Here is a 15,083-nt window from a genome sequence, read left to right on the forward strand (position 1 = left end):
CGAACGATTCGTCACCACGATTCATCATCCACGAACAAACGTTTAATAAAGGAATTTTGTCATGTCCCACCATAAACGCCATGATGCCTCCCGTCAGATTGCTGCACCGACAGGTAGCCAGCTCAGCTGCAAAAGTTGGTTGACTGAAGCGCCCATGCGAATGCTGATGAACAACCTTCATCCTGATGTTGCAGAGCGCCCTGAAGACTTAGTGGTCTATGGCGGCATTGGCCGTGCCGCCCGTGATTGGGACTGTTATGACAAAATTATCGAGACCTTGCAGCGTTTGGAAGATCACCAAACCTTGCTGATCCAATCAGGGAAACCGGTCGGTGTCTTTGAAACTCACCAAGATGCGCCGCGAGTGCTGATTGCCAACTCTAACTTGGTGCCCGCTTGGGCCAACTGGGAGCACTTCAACGAGCTGGATCAAAAAGGCTTGATGATGTACGGCCAGATGACCGCCGGTTCTTGGATCTATATCGGTTCTCAGGGCATTGTCCAAGGCACCTATGAAACTTTTGTGGAAGCCGGTCGCCAGCACTTTGATGGTGATCTGACAGGTCGCTGGATTCTGACTGCTGGTTTGGGTGGTATGGGCGGTGCTCAACCCCTCGCGGCAACGCTCGCCGGGGCCTGCTCACTTAATATCGAGTGCCAGCAAAGCAGTATCGATTTTCGTCTACGCACGCGTTATCTGGATGAGCAAGCGGACGATCTGGATGATGCACTGGCCCGGATTGAACGCTACACCGCCGAAGGCAAAGCCATCTCTATTGGTCTATGTGCCAATGCTGCCGATGTGCTGCCGGAGCTGGTCAAGCGGGGCGTCAAGCCTGATATGGTGACGGATCAAACCAGCGCCCATGATCCCTTGCACGGCTACCTGCCCTCCGGTTGGACATGGGACGAGTACGTCACTCGTGGCCAATCCGAACCTCAGGCCACCGTTAAAGCCGCCAAGCAATCAATGGCCGTTCATGTACAAGCCATGCTCGACTTCCAGAAGATGGGCATTCCCACCTTCGATTACGGCAACAATATTCGCCAAATGGCCCAAGAAGAAGGCGTCGAGAATGCCTTTGATTTCCCCGGTTTCGTACCAGCCTATATTCGCCCCTTATTCTGTCAGGGTATCGGTCCCTTCCGCTGGGCGGCACTGTCGGGTGATCCGGAAGATATTTACAAGACCGATCAAAAAGTTAAAGAACTGATTCCTGACGATCCGCACCTCCACAACTGGCTGGATATGGCCCGCGAGCGTATCAGTTTTCAAGGCTTGCCCGCCCGTATCTGCTGGGTCGGTTTAAAAGATCGCGCGCGTTTGGGTCAGGCCTTCAATGAGATGGTTAAAAATGGAGAACTGAAAGCCCCGGTGGTCATTGGTCGTGATCACCTGGATTCGGGCTCGGTCGCCAGCCCTAACCGCGAAACGGAATCGATGAAAGATGGCTCCGATGCTGTCTCTGATTGGCCCCTGCTCAATGCCTTACTGAACACGGCAGGTGGCGCCACTTGGGTCTCCCTGCACCATGGCGGCGGCGTCGGCATGGGCTATTCCCAGCACGCAGGCGTGGTGATTGTGGCCGATGGTAGCGAAGCGGCTCATGCACGCTTAGGCCGGGTATTGCGTAACGACCCCGGTACTGGGGTGATGCGCCATGCAGATGCGGGCTACGAAATTGCCCAAGCCTCTGCCCGTGAGAACGGACTCGATTTACCGATGCAGGGTCTGCTCTCTCAATCCCCGTCTTCTCAGTCACAGGAGTAAGCACCATGGCCCATCTAGAGATTCAGCCCGGCAAAATGACCTTGGCACAAGCTCGACAGGTGTTCCAATCCCCGGTCAAGGTCAGTTTGTCCGATAGTGCCAACGAAGAGATTCAAAAAAGTGTCGATTGCGTCAACCGTGTCGTCGATCACAACCGTACGGTTTACGGCATTAACACCGGCTTTGGGCTGCTGGCTCAAACCCGTATTGAAAACAATGACCTTGAAGCACTCCAACGCTCATTGGTCTTATCCCATGCCACTGGCGTCGGTGCTGCGTTAGATGATCGGCTGGTCCGGCTGATCATGGTGTTGAAGGTCAATAGCCTGGCCCGTGGTTTTTCAGGTATTCGCCGCCAAGTGCTTGATGCGTTGATCGCCCTGATCAACGCAGAGGTCTATCCTCATATTCCCCTCAAAGGCTCGGTGGGCGCCTCCGGTGATTTAGCGCCCTTGGCCCATATGAGTGTGGTACTGATCGGCGAAGGCAAAGCGCGCTATCAAGGGGAATGGATCACAGCCAAAGAAGCCCTGAGCATTGCAGGCCTTGAACCTATCGCGCTGGCGCCCAAAGAGGGGCTAGCACTGCTCAATGGCACTCAGGTCTCCACGGCTTACGCCCTACGTGGGCTATTCGAGGCGGAAGATTTATATGCCGCCGCCACCGTCTGCGGGGCTTTAACGGTTGAAGCAACGCTGGGCTCACGCGCCCCCTTTGATGCCCGGATTCATGCGGTTCGCGGACAACGAGGGCAAATCGATGCCGCTGCGGCCTACCGCCACTTACTCGGCGAAACGAGTGAGATTGGGCACTCCCATGCGGACTGCGACAAAGTGCAGGACCCCTACTCCCTTCGCTGTCAGCCACAGGTGATGGGCGGCGCCCTCACCCAAATTCGCAATGTGGCTGAGATCCTCGAAGTTGAAGCCAACGCCGTTTCCGACAACCCGCTCGTGTTTGCCGATGATGATGAGATTATTTCAGGCGGCAACTTCCACGCCGAACCCGTCGCGATGGCTTCAGATAACTTAGCGTTAGCCATTGCTGAAATCGGCGCCCTGGCCGAGCGGCGCATTTCGCTGATGATGGACAAGCATATGTCTCAGCTTCCGCCTTTCTTAGTTGAAAATGGGGGCGTCAACTCCGGCTTTATGATCGCTCAAGTCACTGCCGCCGCGCTGGCCAGTGAAAATAAAGCCCTTGCCCACCCCCACAGCGTTGACAGCTTGCCCACCTCCGCCAATCAGGAAGACCACGTCTCGATGGCACCGTCTGCGGGCAAACGACTCTGGGAGATGGCCGAAAACGTGCGCAACATTCTGGCCATTGAATGGCTAGGGGCTTGCCAAGGGTTGGATATGCGGCATGGGCTCACCACCTCGGCCCCACTCGAACAAGCCCGCCAGCAATTACGCGAGCAGGTCACCCATTACGAGCAAGACCGCTTCTTTGCGCCTGACATTGAGAGGGCTTGTGAGCTACTGGCGGCCCGGACGCTCAACCCGCTGCTTAATGCAGGCCTTTTACCCAGCCTGCATTAATCACACTTTGGCCCCGCAATCACCGGCGTGATCACCCGTTTCGTTATCCGCCGCCGGGGCCATTTTCACGGTACTCAGTGCGCGGTGATTCATCGCACAGGGATTCAATGTCTCTGTGTTTAATGAACCTGTGCTCAATGCACCTGAGTTCAATGTCAAACCATGGCATTCCAACAATAAGAGCCAACAATTATGAACGCGATTGTATTAGCCATTCTCGTCATGGTGGGCCTGAGCCTTGCTCGTGTGTCCGTCGTGTTTGCTTTAATCGTCGCCACCTTGGTCGGTGGGCTTTACGCCGGTATGCCGATCGACTCAATTCTAAGCGCCTTTAACGATGGCTTAGGTAATGGCGCCAAGATCGCCTTGGCCTATGCCGTCTTAGGGGCTTTCGCCGTAGCACTATCACGCTCGGGCCTCACCGAAGCCATGGCCAACCGTGCCATTGCGCGTTTTCACATTGATGAGGCCAGCAGTCAACGCAAAACCGTCACCTATACCCTATTAGCGGCCTTACTCGCCGCAGCGGTCAGCTCGCAGAATCTGATTCCGGTCCACATTGCCTTTATTCCCGTACTCGTGCCGCCGTTACTCAAGCTGATGAATCACCTCAATCTTGATCGTCGTCTAGTGGCCTGTGTGATCACCTTCGGCATTACCGCCCCTTACATGCTCTTACCGGTCGGCTTTGGCGCTATTTTTCTGAACGACATCTTGCTCACCAACCTCAACCAAAGTGGCGCCGATTTTGGCCTGGAAATCACACGGCAGATGGTCCCCATGGCAATGCCCATCCCCATTGGCGGCATGGCACTGGGGCTGGCCTTTGCCATCCTGGTCAGTTATCGCAAGAGTCGCCACTATGAAGATCGCGATCTGATCAAAGGCGACCGCACCTCCACCCAAACGACACAACGCTTAACCGGCAAGCAAAAGGCCATCCTGCTCATTGCATTAGTGGGCACGGTTGTGACGCAGCTCTACACCGGATCGATGGTGCTCGGCGGGGTTTTTGGTTTCGCCTTGCTCTCGTTAAGTGGCGTTTTTCATTGGCGAGAACAAGACAGCATCTTTACCGAAGGCATGCGGATGATGACGCTGGTGGGCTTTATTATGATCACCGCCGCGGGCTTCGCCAGCGTCATGCAGGCCAGTGGCGAAGTTGAAACGCTAGCCATCAGCTCGACCGAACTGATCGGTGATAATAAAGGCTTAGCCGCGCTTATCATGCTGCTTGTCGGCCTACTGATTACCCTGGGAATTGGCTCCTCATTCTCCACTATCCCCATCATTGCCTCACTGTATGTCCCGATCGCCCTTAACTTTGGCTTTTCGCCCATGGCTACCGTCGCACTCGTCGGCACCGCCGCCGCCTTAGGCGATGCAGGCTCCCCGGCCTCAGACTCAACCCTCGGGCCCACCGCCGGGCTCAATGCCGATGGCCAACACGATCACATCTGGGATAGCGTCGTCCCCACCTTCTTACACTTCAACATCCCACTGATCGCGGCCGGCTGGACCGCCGCCATGATCTTATAAATCACCACCCTCCTGGGGCGGCACACAAAGCCGCCCTTCCCACTGCAAGCCTTCCAAAACACCTCAATTCAGATAATATCTGAGCTTTGCCACGCTTTAGCTCAAATCAGCATAAGAACCTGTGTTGAAAGTCGATGAAGAAACGCCAGTCTCGAAAATCATGAAAGCTCGGCGGAACCGTCGTTGACGCGCTTCGCTATGTCCGCCACTTTGGCTTACCAGCGGAATGAATAGAATGATTAACGAAGATAAGCTCAAAATATGGCGAGCGTTATCCGATCTATTTCTTGACACCGAAATAGAGGACTACGTATTCCGATACATTGCCCGCACAGTGTCTGAGTGCGGGCTCTCTTTGCGGGAAGCGGAAGATATTCTGTGGTACGAGGTTTACCCCGTATTAGAGGGCAATCTGCGATGTGTGGCGGGTGAATGGCAAGGCTGGTCGGATGACTGGTTGCTGCAAAATCTCCCCGCAAGGGTACGGCCCAATGCGATACACGGCCATCCCGCCATTATTAAAGAGGTTAAAGGATGTTGGCAAAAAGTCATTGAAGCTTATAACAGTCAAAATAAAGATCTATAACAGTCAAAACTAAGGAACGCGGATGAAAATTTATGGCGATGGTCTGTCCGGTAACTGCTATAAAATCAAGCTTTTATGTTCATTGCTGGATATCGAACATGAATGGATTCCGGTAGATATATTGGCAGGAGGCACATCGAAAGCTGAGTTTTTGCAGAAGAACCCCAACGGAAAGATTCCGCTTCTTGAGCTCGAAGACGGGCGATGCTTGTCCGAATCTAACGCCATACTTAATTTTTTGGCCCTAGGCAGCCCATTACTTCCATCAGATCACTTCGAAATTGCGAAGGTGCAGCAGTGGCAGTTTTTTGAGCAGTACAGCCACGAACCCTATATCGCGGTGGCGCGCTTCATCGCCAAATATCTCGGCTTACCTCAAGAACGAAGAGCAGAATACGAAGACAAGCAGTCAGGGGGACATAAGGCATTAGCGGTTATGGAGACACAGCTTTCAACTACGCCCTATCTCATCGGCGATGCCCTCTCTACGGCAGACATTAGCCTATATGGGTATACTCATGTGGCTCATGAAGGCGGCTTCGATTTAAAGGACTACCCTGCAGTTTTGGCATGGATTGGCAGAATACAACAACATCCAAAGTACATTGATATGATGTAAATGGATATGGCGTACATCGGCATTAAATCGCTGAAAAGGTTTGAAGCGAGTCGCTAGCGGCTCGTGAACAAGCCTTTTAATTGACACCGATCGCCGAATCAAAGTACATCAATTCATATCAAAAAATACTTATCCAATGCTTCACTTCCTTTGCGGGTAATCACGACTTCTCGATAACCTGGCGTTCTTTCGATCCAGTGATGGCGTTCAAAGATAGCGCATAATCCATGTCAATAGATGTTCATTTTTAACTGGCGTCATGGCGCCAGATATTTCAATATATAAAAAATTTCTTATATACCGCACTCGCTCAGTATTGAGGATATTTTTTGAAATTTAAACTTGTGCACCGGCTTGCTTTAATTACCGTAATTGATCCAATTCTGCATGCGGGTGAATTAGATTTCTCTCAGTACAAGGGTAAAAGTGATAAACAAGTTATTTGCCCAAGCGATTGGTAACTGTTAAGGAATGAATACATTGGATATCCCACGGATTTTCAACATTACGGAAAGTGAACACCGCATCCACAACCCATTCACACCTGACAAGTTCGAGACGCTCGGAGCGGCGCTGCGCCTAGCGTCAGGAGCGCGAGTGCTTGACCTGGGGAGCGGTTCAGGCGAAATGCTGTGTACCTGGGCACGAGACTACGGCATTACTGGCACCGGCGTCGACATGAGCCCGCTATTCACCGCACAGGCGAAACAGCGGGCGGAGGAGCTCGGCGTTGCCCATCAAGTCCAGTTCATTCACAACGATGCCGCAGGTTACGTGGCTGACGAGAAAGCGGATGTAGCCGCTTGTGTCGGCGCCACCTGGATTGGCGGCGGTGTCGCGGGCACCCTCGAACTGCTGGCGAAAAGCTTGCGCACTCGCGGCGTCATGCTGATTGGCGAACCTTACTGGCGACAATTACCGCCAACGGAAGAGATTGCCAAAAAGTGTCTTGCTCACTCAATCTCCGACTTTCTCAGCCTGCCAGAACTTATCGCCTCTTTTGGCGCCCTCGGTTACGACGTGGTTGAGATGGTGCTCGCCAATCAAGATGGTTGGGACAGATACGAAGCGGCCAAGTGGCTCACCATGCGCCGCTGGCTTGAAGAAAACCCCGATGATGAGTTGGCGGAAGAAATCCACGCCAAACTCAGCACAGAGCCCGAACGCCACGCGGCCTACACGCGAGAGTATTTGGGCTGGGGCGTGTTTGCGCTTATGCCAAAGCTCAATCAAAGGGCTTAACCCAAACGCTCAAAATCCATCAATTGGATCATAGCGGCCAATTGAGCGTGAACGTTTTGTTTTCACGGCTTGTTGGCCGCTTCATTTTCCGGCCAAGAGCGCTCAATCCACTAACCTGGATTTGTGGTGCTTGATCATTGTGATGAAGCAGATAACACCATTCCAGATCAAAGCAATCACGGTTTATACACCATCGCCATTCATTGCGCCCTTCAGCATTGACGCCACCTCGCCTCTAGTTAGCCTCGGGTCGGCGCCGTTGAGCGCGTGTAGCCTGTTGTGAGCGGCTGTTTTGTGAGCCCGTGCTTTGTCGGGGTTTGGTCGGGCGTCGTGTTTTTTTGCTGCCTCTTTTCCCTTTCCCTTTGGAGGCGCTGGGGATGCCTTGTAGTGGCGCCGGGTTCAGTTGGGCGATGAGGTCTGGCAGGGCGGTGCTGAGTTGAGTCATGAAGGCTTGGTAGCCGTATTCGCGGCGACTCATGGCGTCGAGATGGGATTCCCAGTGGGCGGTCATGTCGGGCCGGGCAAGCGCTTCGGGTAAGGCGGCGATCAGGGCTTTCCCCGCTGGGGTGGCGTGAATGAGTTTGCCCTGGCGCGATAAAAAGCCGCGTGTAAAGAGTAATTCCAGGATGCCCGCGCGGGTGGCTTCGGTGCCTAGACCGTCGGTGTCTCGGAGGATTTTCCGCAGTGCTTGGTCTTGCACGAAGCGGGCGATGCCGGTCATGGCGGCTAATAAGGTGGCATCGGTAAAGGCTTTCGGGGGCTGGGTGGCTTTGTCCAACACCTCGCCCCGCTCACACCATAAGGTGTCCCCTGGGTTAAGCGGTGGGAGTGAGGCGTTGGTGTCGGCTTCTGAGGCGTCGTCTTGTTCGTTTCGCTCGCCCTTGGTCGATGAGCTGATCAGTTGCTTCCAGCCCAGGTCGCGGGTTTCACGAGCACGCGCAACAAAAGTGCCACCGGCAATGTCTAGGGTGAGTTGGGTGTCGGTGTAGCTAAACGGCGGGTAAAACTGCATCAAGTATTGCCGTGCAATCAGGGCATACACCTGCTGTTCGACACGGTTTAAGGTCACCCGAGCGGCCCGTGCGGTGGGGATAATGGCATGGTGGGCCTGTACTTGTTTGTCATTCCAGGCGCGCCCTTTAAGGCTCAAATCAGCGCCCTGCACAGCAGATGCAAGCTCGGGTTCATGGGTTTGAATGGCTTGGCTGATCCCCCCTGCTTCAGACCAGTGCTCCCGAGGCAAATAACGGCAGTCTGAGCGCGGGTAAGTAATCAGTTGATGGCGCTCATAGAGCGTTTGAGCGGCATCTAATACCGCTTGGGCGCTGAGGCCATACCGTTTGGCCGCGTCAATTTGCAGGCTAGAGAGGTTGTAAGGCAAAGGCGGCGGCTGCTGGCCGGGCTTGCGAGTGGCTTGGGTCACGGTGGCGTTTTGGCCAGTAATGCGTTGAGCGACATTTTCGGCCAGTGGCCGGTGTAACACGCGTCCCTCTTCATCTTGCCAGGGCGCGCAGGCTTCGCTGGGCTGCCAGCGGGCTTTGAATCGTGCCTGTGCTGCTGTCAGCAGGTGGGCATCCACCTCGTAATAGGGTTTCGACTGAAAAGCCTCAATGTCGTGATCCCGTTGCACCACTAAGCCAAGAATCGGCGTTTGCACTCGGCCCACTGATAAGACCCCTTGATAGCCCATTTGCTGGCCTTTGAGTGTGAGGGCGCGGGTCATGTTCATACCAAACAGCCAGTCCGCTCTTGAACGTGCTAACGCGGAAACAGATAACGGTATAAACTCTGTATTGGGCCGCATTTTGTTCAGCGCTTTGCGGATGGCGGCAGGGTTGAGATCTGAAATCAGGCAACGCTGGATACGGGCGCGTTTGGCCTTGGGGACTTTGAGATAATCAATCACTTCGTCAACCAAGAGTTGGCCTTCGCGATCAGGATCACCGGCATGAACAATATCATCGGCTTGTTTCACCAGTTTACGCAGTATCGCCAGCTGACCGCGTGCACTGGCGCGAGGCTTAAGCTGCCACTGCTCAGGCACAATGGGTAAAGTATCCAGGCGCCATTTTTTATACTGATCACCGTAGGCATCGGGTTCAGCTTGCTCTAATAAATGGCCGATGCACCAAGAGACGACTTGATCCCCGCCACATTGAATCATGCCGTCTGCTTTTTTTTGCGGGCCCGGTAATACCGCCGCAATGGCCCGGGCAAGGCTTGGTTTTTCAGCAATATACAATTTCATGCAGCACGCTTGATCTCAATCTAGACCGATTCAAAGGTCAATCGATGCACGGATCGACGGGATCACGAATCGGACAAGGTGACAGACTCATAGGTTCAATGAGGGCTCAGGCTAGAACAGGATAACGGCCAACAGCCGATACTGTAAATAAACACAGCCAGGTAACTGATTTAAATACTCGTGCCATGAGGATCAGCCGAGTATGATATTACCCCTTTTGAGTAGAGGGTCGGATTCAGTTCGGCTTTCATTAGGGTGCGACAATATTAGGGTGCGACAATATGCCGCAAGGGTGTCGCAGTGAAAATGATTATCATGCAGAGCTCCTACCCTACAGCCGGTCTTATATCCCAGGTTAGTGATCACTATCCAGCCAGCCCCCTAAGCCATCTTCTTCTCTCTCAGACACACCCCATCAGATCTGCTATCTGACTGATCTTCCGCTTGATTTACTCAAGATTTTATATTGCTTTGATGCATATCTATATTCTGTGAATGAGTAGTTGATGCAGATCAAGCGTGATAACATGCCCGCGCTTAAATCTGATGAGGTCTGAACATGCGACAAATCCCTTTCCTGCGTACGTCAGGGTGGATGGTGCTCGCAGCGCTTCCGTTATTGCTTAGCGGTTGCGATTTGGCACTATTCAACCCCAAAGGCCAGATCGGGGCACAACAGAAAGATCTAATCATTCTTGCGTTTGGTGTAATGCAAGTGGTGGTGATTCCTGTCGTGTTTATGACCTTGTTCTTTGCTTGGCGTTATCGCCGTAGCAACATTGAAAAGAACAAGGCCACTTACCTACCTAACTGGTCACATTCGAATAAAATCGAAGCTGCTGTTTGGGCGGCGCCATTTATTATCATCTTGTTCCTTGGGGTGATTACATGGCAAACCACACACAGTTTGGATCCGCATAAACCACTGGATTCAGTGGACAAAGCCCCGCTTGAAGTGGATGTCATTTCACTGGATTGGAAGTGGTTGTTTGTCTATCCAGAACAAGGCATTGCCACAATCAATGAGCTGTATGCACCGAAAGACACGCCGATTAATTTCCGCGTGACATCGGGCAGTGTCATGAACTCCTTCTATATTCCTCGGTTGGGTACACAGATTTATGCCATGTCGGGCATGAGCAATACCCTGCACCTGATTGGGAATGAAGTCGGCGTCTATGATGGCCGCTCAGTGGCCTATAGTGGTAAAGGCTTTGCTGAGATGACCTTCAAGACACACATCACATCTGATGCAGACTTCCAGGCTTGGGTTGAGAAAGTCAAAAATAGCCAAGGCGCGGCACTGACCTTCCCAGAAGGTTATAACACCGTGGCTAAACCCAGCATCGCCAACGAAGTGGAATACTTCCCAAGTGTTGATCAGGGCTTTTATAACAAAGTGCTGGGCATCTTCCAGGAAGGCCACATGGCAGCCATGGCTCAGAATGAGCACGAGCCGACAGCGGGTCACACCATGTCTGGAGCTCATCATTCAGACTCGACTCAACAGCACGCGGAGGCAGTGGAGTAACTCATGTTCGGAAAACTCAGCTGGGACTCCATTCCCTACCATGAGCCGATTATCATGGGGACCGTTGCGGTCATCGCGATTGTCGGCGCTATTGTCGTAGGGTTGGTTACTTATTATCGAAAATGGGGTTATTTGTGGTCAGAGTGGATCACCTCTGTTGACCATAAAAAACTCGGTATCATGTATTACTTGGTTGCATTGGTGATGCTCGTTAGGGGCTTTGCCGATGCGATTATGATGCGCTCACAACAAGCGCTGGCCGCAGGTGGTGCGGAAGGCTTCTTACCGCCTCACCACTATGATCAGATTTTCACCGCCCACGGTGTCATCATGATCTTCTTTGTCGCCACGCCCATGATCATCGGCTTGATGAACTTGGTCGTTCCGCTGCAAATCGGTGCGCGCGATGTGGCCTTCCCCTTCCTGAACAACCTGAGCTTCTGGCTGTTCGTTGGCGGGGTCATCCTGGTCAACCTGTCACTGTTTATCGGTGAATTCGCTAAAACGGGCTGGCTGTCCTACCCACCACTCTCGGGCATTATTAAGAGTCCCGATGTCGGGGTGGATTATTGGATATGGTCGTTGCAGCTTTCAGGGATCGGTACCACCTTGACCGGCGTGAACTTCTTCGTGACCATCATGAAGATGCGCACCAAAGGCATGGGCCTGTTCCAGATGCCGATTTTCACTTGGACAGCCCTGTGCGCCAACGTGATCATCATTGCGGCCTTCCCGATTCTGACCGTCACCATTGCACTGCTGACACTGGATCGCTATCTCGGTACTCACTTCTTTACGATGGCCGCCGGCGGCAGCCAGATGATGTATGTCAACCTCATCTGGGCCTGGGGTCACCCTGAAGTGTACCTGCTGGTATTACCGGCTTTCGGGGTTTACTCCGAAGTGGTGGCCACCTTCTCGCGTAAGCCCTTGTTCGGTTATAACGCTATGGTTTGGGCCACCGTTGCCATCACAGGGCTTTCCTTTGTGGTCTGGCTGCACCACTTCTTCACCATGGGCTCAGGCGCCAGCGTCAATACCTTCTTCGGTATTATGACGATGATTATCGCCATCCCCACCGGTTTGAAGATCTTCAACTGGCTGTTCACCATGTATCGCGGCAGCATCGAGTTCAGCTCACCGATTCTGTGGACACTGGGCTTTATCATCACCTTCAGTTACGGCGGCGTAACCGGTGTGATGTTGGCCGTACCGGGGGCTAACTTTGTACTGCACGATACCCTGTTTGTGGTGGCACACTTCCACAACGTCATCATTGGGGGTGTGGTCTTTGCGATGTTGGCAGGTCTGACCTATTGGTTCCCGAAAGCCTTTGGCTTCAAGCTGAATGAAGCTTGGGGTAAATGTTCTTTCTGGTGCTGGCTGGTCGGTTTCTTCCTCGCCTTTACACCGCTGTATATCCTCAGCTTCGATGGCGCAGCCCGCCGTATGCAATCTTATGCCAATACTGATTGGCAGCCATTGATGATTGTGGCTTGGTTCGGTGCTGTTCTGATCATGCTGGGCATTGTCTCCACCGTCATCCAAATGATTGTCAGTGTGCGTGATCGCGAGAAAAATCTGGATGTTACTGGCGATCCTTGGGATGGTCGTACGCTGGAGTGGGCCACGTCTTCACCGGCGCCTTTCTATAACTTTGCCAAACTGCCTGAAGCGTCTGAAATCGATAGTTTCTGGCATGACAAGCAAAAACATGGTGCCAACGCCCACCTGAGCCAAGGGCCTTATGAAGATATTCATATGCCTAAAAACACTGTTGCAGGTCCTGTGATTACGCTGTTTGCAACCATCATGGGTTTTGCATTGGTCTGGCACATCTGGTGGCTGGTAATCGCGAGCGGTATTGGTGTTTTCGTCAGTGTGATGGCGCGCGTCTTTAATGACGACGTGGACTATTATGTCCCGGCCGCCGAAGTCGAACGCATCGAGCGTGAGCACCAAAAACGTGTGGAGATGCAGGCTTAATATGGCAACCAACACTTTGACTAATCACGACACTCATGCCCACGACGGGCATGAGCACCACGATACTGGCGCCACTACGGTGTTCGGTTTCTGGATCTACTTGATGAGTGACTTGCTGATTTTCGGCACACTCTTCGCGACTTATGCTGTGCTCATCCCTGGCGTTGCCGGTGGCCCGAGCGGTAAAGATATCTTCGAGCTGCCCTTTGTCCTGTGGGAAACAGCACTGCTGCTGCTGAGTAGTTTCACCTACGGCATGTGTGTGCTGGCGATGAACTCTGGTCGCGTCGGTCAGATGAAAAGCTGGCTGTTGATTACCTTCTTATTAGGTGCGGGCTTCATCGGCATGGAGCTCTATGAGTTCCATCACCTGATTGTTGAAGGTTTTGGTCCGGATCGCAGTGCTTTTCTGTCTGGCTTCTTTGCGCTGGTCGGTACTCACGGTCTGCACGTGACCTTTGGTCTGATCTGGATTCTGGTGATGCTGATCCAATTGAGCCAAAAAGGCATTACGCCCGTCACACGTCGTCGTGTGCTGTGCTTGAGCCTATTCTGGCACTTCTTGGATATCGTCTGGATCTGCGTCTTCTCCTTCGTCTACCTGATGGGAGCCCTGTGATATGAGTGATCATGCGACTCATCATGATGATGGTGCCCATGGCAGCGTTAAAAGCTATGTCACGGGTCTGATTCTATCCATCATTCTGACAGCCATTCCTTTTTGGGCTGTGATGGCAGGCGACTTTTCCACGCTGGCAACGGTTGGCGTGATTGTGGTGACTGCGCTATTGCAGGTGCTGGTACAGCTGGTGATGTTCATGCACCTGAATGGCAAAGCCGAAGGCGGCTGGAATTTAATTTCCTTCGTCTTTACCGCTGCGATCGTCGTCATCATCATCGGAGGTTCTCTGTGGATCATGTATCATCTGCATCTGAGCATGATGCAAGGGTGAAACAATCCGCGCGACCGAGTGTATGGCGAGATTATCTCACCATCACTAAGCCCGGCATCATTGGCGGCAATACGATTGCCGTCATGGGGGGTTACTTTCTGGCCGCTCGCGGCCAGATTGACCCCCTCCAGCTTCTCGCCACGTTAATTGGCTTGGGGCTGGTGATTGCCTCGGGATGTGCCTACAACAATGTGATTGATCGTGATATCGATGCATTGATGGCACGTACTCGTAACCGCCCGCTGGTTCAGGGGCGGTTGAGTGTCGCGGGTGTATTGAGTTTCGCTACGCTGGTCGGTCTCGCCGGCTTTGGCCTACTCGCCGCTTTCACCAACAGCTTGACCGTTGGCCTGGCGTTATTTGGCTTCTTTATTTATGTCGGGGTTTATAGCCTCTACATGAAGCGTCAAAGCATTCATGGCACCCTAGTGGGGAGCCTGTCTGGCGCAATGCCGCCGGTAGTGGGCTATTGTGCTGTGTCCGGTCAGTTTGATCTGGGCGCACTGGCGTTGTTATTGATCTTCTGTATTTGGCAGATGCCGCACTCCTATGCCATCGCCATCTTCAGATTCAAGGATTATCAAGCCGCTTCAATCCCAGTGTTACCGGTTGTTCGGGGCTTGAAAACCGCACGCCAGCATATGCTAGGTTATACCCTGGCCTTCACCGTTGCGGTGATGGTGTTGAGCTTCACTGGTTATACCGGGCCTATTTATGGGGTCATCGCATTACTGATGAGCTTGTATTGGGTCTATTTGACAATGAAGGGCTTTCGTACCACCCAGCCAGAAAGCTGGGCGCGAAAAGTTTTTGGTTTTTCGATCCTCATCATTGTGGCCCTGAGCCTACTGATGTCGCTGGATGCCAAAGAGCCCTACACGGCTATTTCGATGCTCGCCTTCTTAGGCTAAGTATTGATAAGCAGTACAGCTGATAAAAATACAGATCAACAATGTCTGCTCGAGAATGTCTGCTCGACCATGACCACTCGAAAATGACCACGGCGCACCCACCCATAGGCTGCGCCGTTTTTATTGCTGTTTAGCTTTGCGCATTGCGCGGTTTAC

Annotated in this window: 12 protein-coding genes; 11 read left to right on the plus strand and 1 reads right to left on the minus strand. The window is 53.0% G+C overall.

Translation table 11 applies throughout. The annotated features are described in order from the left end of the window. The first annotated feature begins 61 nt into the window (after nucleotides 1-61). From hutU to BFW38_RS08145, 6 genes are all read left to right on the plus strand, one after another. Entirely contained in the window at nucleotides 62-1,771 is a 1,710-nt protein-coding gene (gene hutU / locus BFW38_RS08120; protein WP_068997935.1) for a urocanate hydratase, read from the plus strand. Between the two features lie 5 nt (nucleotides 1,772-1,776). Next, entirely contained in the window at nucleotides 1,777-3,312 is a 1,536-nt protein-coding gene (gene hutH / locus BFW38_RS08125) for a histidine ammonia-lyase (RefSeq protein WP_068997936.1), read from the plus strand. A 192-nt stretch (nucleotides 3,313-3,504) separates the two neighbouring features. Next, nucleotides 3,505-4,851, plus strand: coding sequence for a Na+/H+ antiporter family protein (locus BFW38_RS08130; RefSeq protein ID WP_068997937.1), 1,347 nt, complete (start codon nucleotides 3,505-3,507; stop codon nucleotides 4,849-4,851). 235 nt (nucleotides 4,852-5,086) lie between these two features. After that, nucleotides 5,087-5,437 carry a DUF7079 family protein gene (locus BFW38_RS08135; RefSeq protein WP_218186386.1) on the plus strand — a complete coding sequence of 117 codons (351 nt, stop codon included), beginning with the start codon at nucleotides 5,087-5,089 and terminating at the stop codon, nucleotides 5,435-5,437. A 22-nt stretch (nucleotides 5,438-5,459) separates the two neighbouring features. Further along, nucleotides 5,460-6,056, plus strand: coding sequence for a glutathione S-transferase family protein (locus BFW38_RS08140; RefSeq protein ID WP_068997939.1), 597 nt, complete (start codon nucleotides 5,460-5,462; stop codon nucleotides 6,054-6,056). 471 nt (nucleotides 6,057-6,527) lie between these two features. Continuing rightward, a complete protein-coding gene (locus BFW38_RS08145) occupies nucleotides 6,528-7,298 on the plus strand; it encodes an SAM-dependent methyltransferase (RefSeq protein ID WP_281180382.1) in 771 nt (256 codons plus the stop codon). A 235-nt stretch (nucleotides 7,299-7,533) separates the two neighbouring features. Here BFW38_RS08145 and BFW38_RS08150 read toward each other — a convergent pair whose 3' ends face one another. Beyond that, nucleotides 7,534-9,546, minus strand: a complete 2,013-nt coding sequence (locus BFW38_RS08150; RefSeq protein ID WP_068997941.1) for a DNA topoisomerase III — start codon at nucleotides 9,544-9,546, stop codon at nucleotides 7,534-7,536. A gap of 559 nt (nucleotides 9,547-10,105) precedes the next feature. On the opposite strand from BFW38_RS08150, the gene cyoA reads away from it, so the two are divergent. The 5 genes from cyoA to cyoE are packed head-to-tail and all read left to right on the plus strand — an operon-like array spanning nucleotide 10,106 to nucleotide 14,927. Continuing rightward, nucleotides 10,106-11,077 (plus strand): ubiquinol oxidase subunit II, encoded by a 972-nt coding sequence (cyoA, locus tag BFW38_RS08155; RefSeq protein ID WP_068997942.1) that lies wholly within the window; start codon nucleotides 10,106-10,108, stop codon nucleotides 11,075-11,077. Between the two features lie 3 nt (nucleotides 11,078-11,080). Beyond that, nucleotides 11,081-13,063 carry a cytochrome o ubiquinol oxidase subunit I gene (gene cyoB, locus BFW38_RS08160; RefSeq protein WP_068997943.1) on the plus strand — a complete coding sequence of 661 codons (1,983 nt, stop codon included), beginning with the start codon at nucleotides 11,081-11,083 and terminating at the stop codon, nucleotides 13,061-13,063. A gap of 1 nt (nucleotide 13,064) precedes the next feature. Beyond that, entirely contained in the window at nucleotides 13,065-13,682 is a 618-nt protein-coding gene (locus tag BFW38_RS08165; protein ID WP_068997944.1) for a cytochrome o ubiquinol oxidase subunit III, read from the plus strand. Between the two features lies 1 nt (nucleotide 13,683). Then, the gene (gene cyoD, locus BFW38_RS08170; protein WP_068997945.1) at nucleotides 13,684-14,016 is read left to right on the plus strand and encodes a cytochrome o ubiquinol oxidase subunit IV; all 333 of its coding nucleotides are present in this window, start codon (nucleotides 13,684-13,686) and stop codon (nucleotides 14,014-14,016) included. After that, the gene (gene cyoE, locus BFW38_RS08175) at nucleotides 14,013-14,927 is read left to right on the plus strand and encodes a heme o synthase (RefSeq protein ID WP_245686109.1); all 915 of its coding nucleotides are present in this window, start codon (nucleotides 14,013-14,015) and stop codon (nucleotides 14,925-14,927) included. The genes cyoD and cyoE overlap by 4 nt, the downstream gene beginning before the upstream one ends. The last annotated feature ends 156 nt before the right edge of the window (nucleotides 14,928-15,083 follow it).

It is taken from the genome of Terasakiispira papahanaumokuakeensis, from assembly GCF_001709345.1.
GTDB classification, from domain to species: Bacteria; Pseudomonadota; Gammaproteobacteria; order Pseudomonadales; family Halomonadaceae; genus Terasakiispira; species Terasakiispira papahanaumokuakeensis.